The sequence below is a fragment of the Microbacterium sp. HMH0099 genome (assembly GCF_049384025.1).
Classification (GTDB): Bacteria; Actinomycetota; Actinomycetes; order Actinomycetales; family Microbacteriaceae; genus Microbacterium.
Genome location: NZ_JBMRJR010000006.1, coordinates 211,027 through 224,330, shown reverse-complemented (window position 1 = coordinate 224,330; position 13,304 = coordinate 211,027). Strand labels below are relative to the sequence as shown.

Here is a 13,304-nt window from a genome sequence, read left to right as displayed (position 1 = left end):
GCGGGCCGGGCCGTCGGGGCCGCCGCCGGTCGTCGCGGCGACTGTCAGTGCGGGGCGTGGTACTCGCTCGTCCCGCGCTTCCAGTACCCCTTCACGACCGTCATGGCGGGGTCGAGCGCCCAGCGATCCCGCAGCAGCGCGCGGCCGGACCGCACGATGGACTGCTCGGCCGCGACGAAGCCGAACACGTTGCCGTCGGGGCGCTCTTCGACGTCGAGCGCGTCGAGCCAGTCCGCCAGCTCGGTCCCGGCGGGGCGGGTTCCGCGGTGCAGCTGCACCACCTCGACCCCGGCCGGCGCGTCGACCGGGAGGTCGTGAGCCGCATCGGGCACCTCGATGGCGATGCGCCCGACGGCGGCGGCATCCATCGTCCGGACGAACCGGCGGATCACGGGCACCGCGGTCTCGTCGCCGGCGAGGAGCCAGCCGTCGGGGCGACCGACCAGGACGAGGGATCCGCGCGGGCCGCCCACCCCCGCCGGCGCTCCGATCGGCGCCTCGGCCGCCCATCTGCCTGCGACGCCGTCGCCGTGCAGGGCGAACTCGAGGTCGAGGCGGCCGTCCGCGGCGTCCCAGTCGACCGGGGTGTATTCGCGGTTCGGCGCCTCGCGGAGGTCGCCCGTGGCGGCGCCGGCCTCGGGGAAGAACACCCGGATGTGGTCGTCCGCGCCGGGCGAGTCGAAGCCGCGCAACTCCTCGCCGACCAGTCGGAGACGCACGTACGCGGGCGTCAGGAACGTCCGACGGGCGAGCGTCGCGCGGCGGAAGACGAGGTCGTGCCGCCGGGGCTCGAGGCGCGCCGCGGAGGGAGGCGTCGAAGAAGGAGGGGCGGCGAGACGGTTCGACATTTTCACAAAGCTAAGGCTAACCTAACTCGCATGCCGGCCCTCTGGGAGGTGCTCGGCCCCCACCACACACACACAGCACTGGAGAGATACGCATGCGATCACGCACGTTCCGTTCCGTCACCGCGGCGGCGGCCCTCGCCGTCACCGCGCTCGCCTTCGCCGGATGCGCCACCGCTCCGTCCGCGGAAGCGCCGGACGCCTCGGCCGCTCCCACCACGGTGACCGTCGAGGACAACCACGGCGAGATCGAGGTGCCCGTCGACCCGGAACGCGTGGTCGCGCTCGACAACACGACCTTCCAGACCCTCAGCGACTGGGGAGTGACGCTCGTCGCCGCGCCCAAGCCGCTGATGCACGGCCTCTGGCCCGACCTCTCCGGCGGCGACGAGGTGCTCGACGCGGGCCTGCACCGCGAGCCGGACGTCGAGGCGATCGTCGCGGCCGAGCCGGACCTCATCATCGGCGGCTACCGCTTCCGGGAGCTCTACGACCAGCTCAAGGAGATCCAGCCCGCCACGATCGAGACCAGCCCGCGCGACGGCGAGGACCAGTCCTCCGAGTTGAAGCGGCAGACCACGATCCTCGGCGAGGTCTTCGACAAGCAGGCCGAGGCGGCCCAGCTCAACGCCGACCTCGACACTGCGATCGCCGATGCAAAGGACGCGTACGACCCGTCGCAGACGGTCATGGGCCTCATCACTTCCGGCGGCAAGATCGCCTACGCCGCCCCCGGCGAGGGCCGCGGCGTCGGGACCCTGTTCCCGACGCTCGGTCTCACCCCCGCGCTCGAGCGCTCGGCCGAGGACTCGTCGCACGGCGATGACATCAGCGTCGAGGCGATCGCCGCGGCCAACCCGGAGTGGCTCTTCGTGCTCGACCGGGACGCCCCGCTGGGAGTGGAGAACTACGTCGGAGCCGCAGAGCTCATCGAGAACGCGGAGGCGCTGAAGAACGTCCCCGCCGTGCAGAAGGGCCAGATCGTCTACCTCGACGGCAGCTTCTACCTCGACGAGGGCATCCAGGCGTACACGAAGCTGTACCGCCAGGCCGCCGAGGCCTTCGCCTCCTGAGCACCGGTGGGGGCGCGGAAGGCCGGGCCCCCACCTCCGCCATGATCGACACGAGAACTCCCCCCGCGCCCCCGAGGCTCCGACGTCTCGCGCTTCCCGCCGCCCTCCTGGGTGTCGGCGCCCTCGTCGTGCTGTCGCTGTTCGTCGGCGCCTACGACCTCACCGCCGACGACTTCGGCGGCGAGATGTTCCTCATCTCACGGGTGCCCCGCACCGTCGCGCTCGTGCTGGCCGGCTGCGCCATGGCCGTCTCGGGCCTCATCATGCAGCTGCTCACCCAGAACCGCTTCGTCGAGCCGTCCACCACCGGCACGACGGAGTGGGCCGCGCTCGGCCTGCTCGCCACTGTGCTGCTCTTCCCGACCGCGCCGCTCTCCGTGCGCATGATCGCGGCCTCCGTCGCCGCGTTCGTCGGGACGATGATCTTCATCGGCATCCTGCGCCGCATCTCGCTGCGCTCCTCGGTCGTCGTCCCGTTGATCGGCATCATGCTCGGCGCGGTCGTCTCGGCGTTCACGACCTACCTCGCCGTCTCGACCAACTCCCTGCAGATGCTCGGCACGTGGTTCATGGGCAGCTTCACCTCGATCGTCCGAGGTCGCTACGAGGTGCTGTGGATCGTCGCGATCGTGGTGCTGCTGGTCTTCCTCTACGCCGACCGCATCACCGTCGCGGGCCTTGGCCGCGACATCGCCACGTCGGTGGGGCTCGATCACACCCGCGTCCTGCTCGTCGGCACGGGTCTCGTGGCTGTCGCCACGGGCGTCACGACGGTGGTCGTCGGCTTCCTGCCCTTCCTCGGCCTGGTCGTCCCCAACCTCGTCTCGATGTGGCGCGGCGACAACGCCCGCGCGAACCTCCCCTGGGTGTGCCTCGGGGGCGTCGCGATCGTCATCGTGTGCGACATCGTCGGACGCGTCATCCGGATGCCCTTCGAGGTCCCCGTCTCGATGATCCTCGGCGTCGTCGGCGCCGCGGTGTTCATCACCCTGCTGCTGAGGATGCGTGCCCGTGGCTGACACCCTGACCCGCCCGGCCCCGACCGTCGCGGCCCGGCGTCCGCGGATCGCCCTGCGATTCGGCATCCTGGCCCTCATCGTGATCGTCGCGGCCGTGGGGGTGCTCACCTGGGACGTCCCCGGGACGCCCGGTTCGCGCGGCTTCTGGATCGCGATGGACCTGCGCGTGGTCAGTGTGGCCACGATCGCCCTCGTCGCCTGCTGCCAGGCCGTCGCGACCGTGCTGTTCCACACGGCGACGGCCAACCGCATCCTGACCCCGTCGATCATGGGCTTCGACGCCCTCTACGTCGTCATGCAGACCGCGCTCGTGTTCTTCTTCGGCAGCGCCGCGCTGTCGGCGACGGACGGATTGCTGAAGGTCGTCATCCAGAGCGTCCTGATGGTCGGGTTCGCGACGCTGCTGTACGGCTGGCTGTTCGCCGGCCGCCGCGGCAACCTCCACATCATGCTGCTGGTGGGCGTCGTGCTCGGCGTCGGGTTCGGTTCGCTCTCGACCGTCATGCAGCGGTTGCTCACCCCCAGCGACTTCGACATCCTCTCCGCGCGGCTGTTCGGCAACCTGTCGAACTCGGATGCCGACTACCTCCCCTGGGGCGCCCTGGTCGTGGCCGTGGTGCTCGTCCTCGTCTGGCGGGCACGGCACCGTCTCGACGTGCTCGCGCTCGGACGGGAGGCGTCCATCAACCTCGGTCTGGCCTACCGGCGCGAGGTCATCCGGATGCTCGTCCTCGTGGCGGTGCTGATCTCCGTCTCGACGACCATGGTGGGGCCGATGACGTTCTTCGGCTTCATCGTCGCGACGCTGGCCTACCAGCTCGCCGGCTCGTCGCAGCACCGGGTGGTCCTGCCGTTCGCGGTGCTGCTCGGCATGGCCACCCTGCTGACCGGCTACTTCGTGCTGCGCCACGTCTTCTACGCCGCCGGGATGCTGTCGATCATCATCGAGTTCGCCGGCGGCCTGTTCTTCCTCGTCTACCTCCTGCGAAAGGGCGCGCTGTGATCCGCCTCACCGACGTCTCCATGACCTACGGCGACCTGACCGTGCTGGGGCCGGTCGACCTCGACATCCCCGCCGGGGGCATCACGGCGCTCGTCGGCCCCAACGGGGCGGGCAAGTCCACGATGCTCACCGTCATCGGGCGGCTCGCCACCCCCTCGACCGGTCGCGCCGAGATCGCCGGGCACGACGTGGCGACCACCCCCGGTCGCACTCTCGCGAAGATCGTGTCGATCCTGCGGCAGGAGAACCACTTCGTCACCAGGCTCACGGTGCGCGAGCTCGTGGGGTTCGGGCGCTTCCCCCATTCGCAGGGGCGTCTGACGGCGCAGGACCACGAGAAGATCGACGAGGCCATCGCGTTCCTCGACCTCACCGACCTGGCCGGCCGCTACCTCGATCAGCTGTCGGGCGGGCAGCGGCAGCGCGCCTACGTCGCCATGGTGCTCGCCCAGGACACGGACTACATCCTCCTCGACGAGCCGCTGAACAACCTCGACATGAAGCACGCCGTCGCCATGATGCAGCAGCTGCGGCGGGCGGCCGACGAGCTGGGCAAGACGATCGTCATCGTCATCCACGACATCAACTTCGCGGCCGCGTACGCCGACCGCATCATCGCCCTCTCCGACGGGCGGGTCGTGCACGAGGGGACGCCCGTCGAGCTCATGACGCCGGACACGCTCGAGGAGGTGTTCGGGACGGCCGTCGAGATCCGCCGCGACGGGGCCTACCCCGTGGCGGTCTACTACCGCTGACCGTCAGAGCTCGACGCCGTTGTCGGGGTCGTTGACGCCGACGTTGCGCCCCCGGCTCGACTCGTAGGCGATGAGCCACCCGATCGACACGACGACCGCGAGCACGACGCCCAGCCACACGTTCTGGAGGACGAGGCCGACCAGGACGCCCAGCCCGAGCAGGACGACGGAGCCGAGGATCCAGTGGGTGCGGCCACGGGGCCAGCCGGTTGCGGATTCGCTCATCCCCACAGACTACGGATGCCGGACACCGACGGGCCCGGGGAACGCCGACGCTCAGCGGTCGCGGTGATCCTCGGGGTGCAGCCGCGGACCGCGACGGGGCTCCAGCGCCGAGCCGGCGTAGATGAGCCGGATGACGCGCTGCCGGTGCCCTGCGAACGGCTCGAGCAGCTCGAGCATGCCGTCGTCGTCGGTGCGGTGGCCGGTGAGGGCGAAGCCCACCTGGTGAGCGAGGTGGTAGTCGCCCACGCTCACGGCATCCGGATCCCCGAAGGCCCGGATACGCGTCTCGGCGCTCGTCCAGATGCCCACTCCGCGGAGGCTGATGAAGACCCGGTCGCGGGCTTCGCCGTCGGTGGCCGCCTCGGCCGCGCGCACGACGGAGGGGCCCCGGCGCGCGGTCTCGACGATGGTCCGGGACTGCGGGGGCTCGAGGCCGGCGCGGTGCCACGCCCAGGACGGGACGTGACGCCAGCCGTCGATGTCGGGCGGGGCGAACATCGGTCGCGGCGTCGGCCCCGGCGCGCGCTCCCCGTACCAGGTGACGATGCTGCGCCACGCGGAGAACGCCTGCATGCTCGTGACCTTCTGCTCCATGATCGCGCTGACCAGAGCGTCGAAGACGAGGTCGGTGCGTCCGATGCGCAGGTCGGGATGGCGGCGGTGCCACTCGGCGACGGAGGGATGCCGTGACGCGTCGAACCCGTCGGGCTCGTCGTCGCGTCCGCACAGCGCGGGCAGCTGATCGAGGGCCCATTCCGCGCCCGGGCCCCACGCGGCGGCGCGGACGGCGCCGCCCGCGGTCTGCCGGAGCGCGAGGGTCGCGACCCCCAGGGGTGTCCGGCTCGCCCGCCACACGACGCCGCCCGCCGAGAGCGGGGTGGTGGCCGTGAAGGTCGGGTCGTTGCCGCCGTGACGCTGAGCGAGGACGGCGCGACCCACGTCGGTCGGCACCGCGGGGCGGTACTCCGACTCGCGCGGCTTCTCGACCGGGGCGGGGAGCTCGCGCTGCGGCTGCCGCGCGCGCACCCCGGTCGATCTCATGCCGACACCCTACGTCGGGGCGCCGACAACGCGGCATCCGGGGCGGTCGGGAACGGTCAGAACCGGTCAGAACCGGTCAGGCGACGGCGTTCCGTGTCCGTAGCGGATGGCGACGTCGGCGTGGCGGTCGAACCGGTAGCCGACGCCGCGGACCGTGCGGACGATGTCCTCGTAGACGCCGAGCTTGGCCCGCAGGCGACGGACGTGCACGTCGATCGTGCGCTCGCCCGGGGCGTCGTCGTCGGCCGAGGCCTCCCAGAGGGATGCCACGAGCTCGGCCCGCTCGATCGTCCGACCCTCGCGCAGCACGAGGTACTGCAGCAGCTCGAACTCCTTGAAGGTGAACGCCGCGGACTCGCCGTCGATCAGCACGCGCTTGCGGGAGATGTCGACCACGACGCCGCCGGGGGCGCGGTCCTCCTCGGCCGGCTCGTCCTTGGTGCGGGCGACGGCGGAGGGCTCGTGCAGGGCGAGGCGGACGACGTCGACGTCGCGGCCGCCGGCGCCGGCGGGGGCGAGCGCCACGGTCGCGTAGGTCTCGGCGGCGGGAGCGAGCTCGCCGAGGGTGCGGCGCAGCGCCTCGACGAGCGTGCCCAGGCTCACACCGGCGGCGGCGGCCTTGGCCTCGTCGATGCCGACGTAGAGGGCGAACCCTCGGGGCGCGGTGGTGGGCGCGGGCCGCGGGGCCGGAGCGGCGGGGCCCGCGGCCGGAGCAGCGGGTGCAGCGGCGGCCGGCGCGGCGGCGGACTGCACGGTGCGGGGGGCCGGCGAGGCGGCGGACCGCACGGAGGGGGAGGCGGGGCGCGCGACGGCCGCGGGAGCGGCGGGGCGGGCGGTCGAGGAGGTCACGGGGCGGTCGAGCAGAGCGGAGGTCGACATGATGATGCAGTCCTTGGGGGTGGAACCCGGGCGTCGGTCGCGAAGCGGGTTCGACGGGAGGAGAAGGGCCGGAGGCCGGGGGTTCGACGCAGGGGACGCGTGATCGACGCGGGAGTCCTGCTGCCGGGGGACGGCTCGGCGTTCAGAAGCACGAGCGGTCGGACGAAGGTCGCTGTGTCAGCGGCACATTCGACAACACATGGCAACGCGGCCGGGCATCATCATGCCGGCAGTCCCGTTCGCCTCCACGGCGGACAGAGAGAGCGCGTTGACAATCATGCGGCCGATTATGTCGTACCGAGTCCGAGAACGTCAAGTCGCCGGCCGTCGCCGGAAGTGCGCAGAGTGCACGGCCCACCGGGGCGCGAGAGGCGGGGAGTGCGCAGAATGCCCGCTCGGAGCCCGTGGCATCCATCCGGCGTAGCCTGACGGCATGACCGATCTGCGTTTCGCCGACCAGAAGGACGCCTCCCGCTTCACGCTGCACCGCGGCGACGACCTCGTGTCGGTGCTGGACTACCGCGACGACGGCCGCACCATCGCGCTGACCCGCGCGTTCACGGTCCCGACGTTCCGCGGTCACGGCTACGCCGCCGTCGTCACGGAGCGGGCGGTGGACGCCATCGCCGAGGCGGGGGATCGCGAGATCCTCCCCGTGTGCTGGTACGTCGGCGAGTGGTTCGAGGCGCACCCGGAGCGCGCCGGTCTCCTGCACCGACGTCCCGCCGTCTGACGGTCGCGGCCCGGCGCGGGCCTAGTCACCGGCCGTCCGAGGCGTCAACCCCTCTCAGGCGCACGCCCGCGGCGACGATGCTGGAGACGTCGAAAGGGGATGCCATGAGCGACGACCGTGATTTGCCCGAGGGTGTCATCGACGCCGACCCGCCCGGAGGGTGGGAGAGCGGCGCCACCGCGGACGGTGAGACGCGAGAGCAGAACGAGAACGCGAAGGGCTCGCCGCGTCTGAACGACGCGGCGCCCTCGGACCCGATCGAAGGCGATGCCGCGAGCCAGGGCATCGATCCCGACCTGAGCACGGAGGAATGACGATGTCCGACGCCACACGCGCCCCCCAGCCCTCGGAGCAGCCCGACGGCGGTGCCGGCGCGGCCGATTCCGTCGGCGGCGCGGTCCACGAGGACCGCAAGATGCCCGCGGAGCCCGACACCCAGGTCGCGCCGTCGCGCCCCGGCGAGCAGTCCGGCCCGATGATGGACACGCACGACACCGACGACGAGGCGCGGATCGCCGGCGTCGTCGTCCAGACCCGCGCCGACGTGGGCGACAAGTCGGAGGACCGCATCGCGGAGGTGCTGCGCCAGCGCTTCAGCGACATCGGCCTGGACCTCGGCGACGACCGCATCGCGGCATTGGCCGCCGAGGTCGCCAACGGCTGATCAGGCCGGGCGCGGCTCCCATCGGGAGACCGTCGCCAGGTCCGCGGCGAAGACGCAGGACGCATCGACGGTGGCTCCCCGCAGGACGGCGGGGAGCCACCGTCGTGCGTCGTCCCACATCCGGTCGTAGGGGACGGCGTCGAGCGCGAACCACGCCGGGCGCAGTTCGACGCTCTCGACCGGCCGGCCCCGCCAGCGGTCGGCGACGAACACGTGCGACCGCTGCGACCACGCGGGCCGATCCGGGAAGTGGTAGTCCAGGGCGCCGACGGGGCGGAGATCTGCCGGGGCCACCTCGACGCCGATCTCCTCGCGGACCTCGCGCACCGCGGCATCCACGGGGGTCTCTCCGGGCTCGAGCTTGCCGCCGGGCCCCACGAGGCGGCCCGCCCCGAGACCGGTCAGCTTCTCGCCGAGCAGGACCTCGCCCTGGGCGCCACCGCGGCGCAGGTAGACGACGGAGACCTCGGGCAGCATCCCGACACCTTATCCGGGCGTCCCGGGCGCCTGCGCGGCGTCCTGCGGGACCCGGGAGGGGGATGCCGCGGCGTCGGCCTCCCGGACCCGCGCGTGCCCTCGCGTCGATGTCGGAGGGGCGACGTACCGTGTTCTGCATGCGGATCCTCCACACGTCGGACTGGCACATCGGGCGGTCGTTCCACGGCCATTCCACGCTCGACGCGCTGGACGGGGTCCTGCAGGCGCTGGTCGCGCAGGTGCGGACGCACGCGGTCGACCTCGTCGTGGTCGCCGGCGACGTCTTCGACTCGGCGGCCCCGTCGGCGGCCTGTTATCCGCTGCTGTCGCGCACCCTGGCCGCGCTGACGGACGCGGGCGCCCGCGTCCTCGTCACGAGCGGCAACCACGACTCGGCCGCCCGCCTCGGCTTCCAGTCGGGGCTGCTACGCGACGGGATCTCCGTCCTGACCGATCCCGCCTCCGTGGGCACGCCCGTCACGCTCGACGACGCCCACGGGCCGGTCCACGTGTACGGCATCCCGTACCTCGAGCCCGCCATCGTGCGGAACGTCTGGCCCGACGCCGAGCTGCGGACGCAGGCGCAGACGATGCGGCACGCGATGGAGCTCGTCCGTGCCGATCACGCGCGCCGCGGGGGCCGGGCGGTCGTCGCGGCGCACTGCTTCGCGGCGGGGGTCGACGCGACGCCGGGCGTCGAGCGCGAGATCCGTCAGGGCGGCCTCGACGTCGTCCCGCTGTCGACGTTCGACGGCCTGGACTACGTCGCCCTGGGGCACATCCACGGGCGTCAGCGCCTCGCCGACCACGTCCGCTACGCCGGTGCGCCGCTGCACTACAGCTTCGGCGAGGCCGGCAAGCCGCGCGGGTCGTGGCTCGTCGACCTCGACGCCGACGGGCTGGGGGCGGTCGAGTGGCTCGAGCTGCCCGTTCCGCGTCCGCTGGTCACCCTCCGCGGTGCCCTCGACGACCTGCTCGCCGACGCCCGTCATGACGAGCACGTCGAGCACTGGGTCCGGGCCGAGTACACGGACGCGACACCGCAGACCGATCCCATGCGTCGTCTCCAGACGCGGTTCCCGTGGTGCGCCACCGTCGCGCACACCCCCGCCGTCACGCGCGAGGACGACGAGATCGGATACGCGCGACGCGTGCGCGCCGCCCGCGACGAGGTCGAGCTCATCGACGCGTTCCTGGGCCACGTCCGCGAGGGCGAGGGCGCGTCCGACGCCGAGAGGGATCTGCTGCGCGAGGTGCTCGACGCCCGAACCGCGGCGGAGGCGCGCGCATGAAGCTGCACCGCCTCGAACTCGAGGGCTTCGGGCCGTTCCTGGAGAAGCAGGTCGTCGATCTCGACGCGTTCGCCGACGACGGGATCTTCCTCATCACCGGCCGGACCGGAGCGGGCAAGTCGAGCGTCCTCGACGGTATCTGCTTCGCGCTGTACGGCGGGGTGCCGCGGTACGACGGCGCGGACCGGCGGGTGCGCAGCGACCACTGCGGGCCGGACGACCCCACCCGGGTGGCCGTGGAGTTCACCGCCGAGGGGCGACGGTGGCGGGTCACGCGCTCACCGGAGTACGAGCGCCTCAAGCGGCGCGGCGGCGGCATGACGAAGGAGGCCCACCGCGCGGGTCTCGAGGTCCTCGGCGAGGACGGCTGGAGCGGCGTGGCGGCGCGTCCCGTCGACGTCGCCGCGCACCTGGACGAGATCCTGGGGCTGACCCAGCAGCAGTTCCTCCAGGTCATCCTGCTCGCCCAGAACCGCTTCGCCCGGTTCCTCCTGGCCAAGAACGACGAGCGCCAGGGCCTGCTCCGCACCCTGTTCGGCACGCGGACGTTCGAGCAGTACGAACGCGCCCTCGACGACCGCCGCAAGGCCGCGGGCGAGGCGCTCGCCGCGGAGGGCGGCGAGGTCTCCACGCTGCTCGACGAGGCTCGGCGGCTCGCGGACGAGCTGACGCCGGACGAGGAGTCGGGAACGGCGGACGGGCCGGCGGGCGACGGTGCCCCGGCCCCATCCGTCGTGGAGCGACTGGCGCAGGTGGTGCGCGGGGTCGAACGCGCCGACTACCGCGTCGAGACGCTGGAGCGCGAACGCGACGACGCCGGCCGACTTCTGGACCGCGCGCTCGATCGCGAGCGGGAGGCGCGGGCGCTCCGCGAACGCCAGATCGAGCGGGTGCGGGCACGGTCCGCGCTCGCCGCTCTCGATGCCGAGACGCCGGAGATCGTCCGTCAGCGCGCCGAGCTGGAGGCGGCGAACGCCGCGGAGGCCCTTCGCGCACCCCTGGAGGCCGTCGAGCGCGCCCGGCGGGACGAGGCGGCGGCACGCGCCGCGTTGCAGCGGGCCGCCGCCGATGCCCGGGCGCTCGGCGAGCTCCCGGCCGCTGAGGCGTCCGGGAGCGCCGCGGGCCCGGCGGAAGAAGCGGCCGACGCCGACGACGCGATCCCGGGCGAGGAGCTCGGCGCGCGGATCGACGCGCTGACGGCGACGGTCGCGCGCTGCGACGAGGCTTCCGGGCTCGAGGCGTCCGCGTCGGCGGCCGAGGCCGACGTCCGTGCACGCGAGCGGGCCGTCGCGGAGGCGGACGGAGCCCTCGCCGCCCTGGCCGAGCGACGTGCGGCCGTCCCGACGATGATGAGGCAGCTCGAGACGCGTCTGGAGACCCTCGCGGGTGCCGGTGCCCGGGCGGAGGCCGCGCGCGCCGCGGCGCAGCAGCTCTCCGGACGTCTGGCGGCGGCACGCGAGGCGGAGCGGCTCGCGGCCGACCGCGACCAGGCGGAGCTCACCGCGCTCGTCCGTGCCGACGAGCTGCAGCAGGCCGTCCAGGCGTGGGCGGCGCTCCTGCGCCGTCGCCTCGCGGGAGCCGCGGGCGAGCTGGCGCGCGACCTCGTGCCGGGCGAGCCCTGCGCGGTCTGCGGCTCGCGCGAGCACCCGGAACCGGCGGACCACGAGGCCGCCCCCGTCACCGACGCGGAGATCGCGGCGGCCGAGCGGCGGAAGGACAGCGCGGCGGAGGCCGACCGTCTGGCGTCCGACGCCGCCCGCGTCGCCCGGGACGCGCACGCCCTCGCCGCCGCGCGTGCGGGCGGAGAGAGCGTGCCCGCCCTGGTGGAGCGTCTCGACGAGGCGACCGCGCTCGTCGACGCCGCGACGGCCGAGGTCGCCGAGGAGGGCCGCGTCCGCGCCGAGCACCGGTCGCTGACCGAGCTGGACGCGGCCGCGGCGGCCGAGTCCGACCGGCTCGCCGCCGAGCTCGTCGCCCAGCGGCAGGAGCTCGCGCTGGCGGTCCAGCGGGCGGAGGCGGCACGGTCGGGTCTCGACGAGGCGCGCGGGGGCTTCCCCACGGTGGCGGCACGCCGCGCCGACGCCGTGACACGGCGCGACGGCCTGCGCGCGCTCGCGGACGCCGGGACGGACCTCCGCACGCGCGTACGGGCCCGGGCGGAGGCGGGCGACGACCTGTCGGCACGTCTCGCCGGCAGCCCGTTCGACGACGCGTCGGAGGCGACGGCGGCGCTGCGCGACGCCGCGGAGCGCCGCCGGCTCGACACCCGCGTGCGCACCCACGAGAGCGCGGAGCGCGCCGCCCGGCAGAGGCTGCTGGAGCTCGAGCTCGCCCTCGTCGACGAACCGGACGAGCCGGTCGACCTGACCCCGGTGGTCGCCGCCGTCGCCGCCGCCCGTGCCGAGGCGAGCGCCGCCACGGCCGCCCACGCCGCGGCCGCGTCCGCCGCCGCCCGCCTCCGCGACCTGGCACAGCGCGCCGACGCGGGGCACGACGCGGTCGCGCGGCTCTCGGAGGAGCACGCCGTCATCGCCCGACTCGCGAACACGGTCGCGGGACGCGCCCCGAACACCCACCGCATGACGCTGGAGACCTTCGTGCTCGCCGCGGAGCTGGAGGAGATCGTCGTGGCCGCGAACCTGCGCCTCGAGCACATGTCCGGCGGGCGCTACCGGCTGCAGCACACGGATGCACTCGCCGCGCGCGGCGCCGCGAGCGGTCTCGGCCTGGAGGTCATGGACGCCTTCACCGGGCAGTGCCGACCGCCGCAGTCCCTCTCGGGGGGAGAGACGTTCCTCGCGTCGCTGGCGCTCGCGCTGGGCCTCGCCGAGGTCGTGACCGCGCGCGCGGGCGGCATCCGTCTGGACACGCTCTTCATCGACGAGGGCTTCGGCTCCCTCGACGACGAGACGCTCGATCTGGCGCTGCGGACGCTCGACGAGCTGCGCCAGGGGGGTCGGACGGTCGGCGTCATCAGCCACGTCGCCGCGATGAAGGACCAGCTCCCCGCGCACCTGCGCGTCTCGGCGACGCCGCGGGGCCCGAGCATCATCCGGCAGGACGCCGCCGCGCTCGTGTGAGCCGCGCCCTCGCATCCGCGCCGTAGGCTGGCACCATGCGCAAGAGCACCCTGTGGACCGTCCTCGGCGTCATCGCGGCCATCGTCATCGCGTGGTTCCTGGTCAACATCCTCTTCTCGCTCGTCGCGTTCGTCTTCCGTCTCCTCGCGGTGGCCGTCGTCGCGCTCATCGTCTTCTTCGTGCTGCGCGCCGTCTTCGCGCGCCGCGACGTCGACTGA

The 13,304-nt window shown here is 73.5% G+C and carries 15 protein-coding genes; 10 read left to right on the top strand and 5 right to left on the bottom strand.

All coding sequences use genetic code 11. From position 1 onward, the window contains the following. Positions 1-44: 44 nt before the first annotated feature. Entirely contained in the window at positions 45-848 is an 804-nt protein-coding gene (locus ACO03V_RS15045) for a siderophore-interacting protein (RefSeq protein WP_423138150.1), read from the bottom strand. A 92-nt stretch (positions 849-940) separates the two neighbouring features. On the opposite strand from ACO03V_RS15045, the gene ACO03V_RS15040 reads away from it, so the two are divergent. Genes ACO03V_RS15040 through ACO03V_RS15025 form a run of 4 tightly spaced genes read left to right on the top strand, consistent with a single transcriptional unit; the run spans position 941 to position 4,695 of the window. Then, a complete protein-coding gene (locus ACO03V_RS15040; RefSeq protein ID WP_423138149.1) occupies positions 941-1,918 on the top strand; it encodes a siderophore ABC transporter substrate-binding protein in 978 nt (325 codons plus the stop codon). Between the two features lie 41 nt (positions 1,919-1,959). Then, entirely contained in the window at positions 1,960-2,937 is a 978-nt protein-coding gene (locus ACO03V_RS15035) for an ABC transporter permease (protein WP_423138148.1), read from the top strand. Beyond that, positions 2,930-3,940 carry an iron chelate uptake ABC transporter family permease subunit gene (locus ACO03V_RS15030; protein WP_423138147.1) on the top strand — a complete coding sequence of 337 codons (1,011 nt, stop codon included), beginning with the start codon at positions 2,930-2,932 and terminating at the stop codon, positions 3,938-3,940. Before ACO03V_RS15035 ends, ACO03V_RS15030 begins: the two co-directional genes overlap by 8 nt. Beyond that, positions 3,937-4,695 carry an ABC transporter ATP-binding protein gene (locus ACO03V_RS15025; RefSeq protein ID WP_367733133.1) on the top strand — a complete coding sequence of 253 codons (759 nt, stop codon included), beginning with the start codon at positions 3,937-3,939 and terminating at the stop codon, positions 4,693-4,695. The genes ACO03V_RS15030 and ACO03V_RS15025 overlap by 4 nt, the downstream gene beginning before the upstream one ends. A 3-nt stretch (positions 4,696-4,698) precedes the next feature. Here the strand turns inward: ACO03V_RS15025 and ACO03V_RS15020 are convergent, their stop codons facing one another. The 3 genes from ACO03V_RS15020 to ACO03V_RS15010 form a co-directional block, all read right to left on the bottom strand. Beyond that, complete coding sequence (locus ACO03V_RS15020; protein WP_423138146.1) at positions 4,699-4,920, bottom strand: hypothetical protein; 222 nt, start codon at positions 4,918-4,920, stop codon at positions 4,699-4,701. Between the two features lie 51 nt (positions 4,921-4,971). Beyond that, complete coding sequence (locus ACO03V_RS15015) at positions 4,972-5,961, bottom strand: DNA-3-methyladenine glycosylase family protein (RefSeq protein WP_423138145.1); 990 nt, start codon at positions 5,959-5,961, stop codon at positions 4,972-4,974. A 66-nt stretch (positions 5,962-6,027) separates the two neighbouring features. Further along, a complete protein-coding gene (locus tag ACO03V_RS15010) occupies positions 6,028-6,840 on the bottom strand; it encodes a winged helix-turn-helix domain-containing protein (protein WP_423138144.1) in 813 nt (270 codons plus the stop codon). 433 nt (positions 6,841-7,273) lie between these two features. Between ACO03V_RS15010 and ACO03V_RS15005 the strand changes: the two genes are divergently transcribed. From ACO03V_RS15005 to ACO03V_RS14995, 3 genes are all read left to right on the top strand, one after another. Continuing rightward, complete coding sequence (locus ACO03V_RS15005) at positions 7,274-7,573, top strand: GNAT family N-acetyltransferase (protein ID WP_367733144.1); 300 nt, start codon at positions 7,274-7,276, stop codon at positions 7,571-7,573. A gap of 104 nt (positions 7,574-7,677) precedes the next feature. Next, positions 7,678-7,887, top strand: coding sequence for a hypothetical protein (locus ACO03V_RS15000; RefSeq protein ID WP_367733146.1), 210 nt, complete (start codon positions 7,678-7,680; stop codon positions 7,885-7,887). Between the two features lie 2 nt (positions 7,888-7,889). Beyond that, positions 7,890-8,237 carry a hypothetical protein gene (locus ACO03V_RS14995; RefSeq protein ID WP_387052629.1) on the top strand — a complete coding sequence of 116 codons (348 nt, stop codon included), beginning with the start codon at positions 7,890-7,892 and terminating at the stop codon, positions 8,235-8,237. On the opposite strand, the gene ACO03V_RS14990 is transcribed toward ACO03V_RS14995, so the two are convergent. Next, a complete protein-coding gene (locus ACO03V_RS14990) occupies positions 8,238-8,714 on the bottom strand; it encodes an 8-oxo-dGTP diphosphatase (RefSeq protein ID WP_423138143.1) in 477 nt (158 codons plus the stop codon). Positions 8,715-8,851: 137 nt separating this feature from the next. On the opposite strand from ACO03V_RS14990, the gene ACO03V_RS14985 reads away from it, so the two are divergent. From ACO03V_RS14985 to ACO03V_RS14975, 3 genes are read left to right on the top strand one after another with little or no spacing between them, the layout of a single operon-like run. Further along, on the top strand, positions 8,852-10,006 hold the full coding sequence (locus ACO03V_RS14985; protein ID WP_423138142.1) for an exonuclease SbcCD subunit D: 1,155 nt from the start codon (positions 8,852-8,854) through the stop codon (positions 10,004-10,006). After that, entirely contained in the window at positions 10,003-13,086 is a 3,084-nt protein-coding gene (locus ACO03V_RS14980) for an AAA family ATPase (protein ID WP_423138141.1), read from the top strand. Before ACO03V_RS14985 ends, ACO03V_RS14980 begins: the two co-directional genes overlap by 4 nt. 35 nt (positions 13,087-13,121) lie before the next feature. After that, on the top strand, positions 13,122-13,304 hold the full coding sequence (locus tag ACO03V_RS14975; protein WP_367733158.1) for a hypothetical protein: 183 nt from the start codon (positions 13,122-13,124) through the stop codon (positions 13,302-13,304).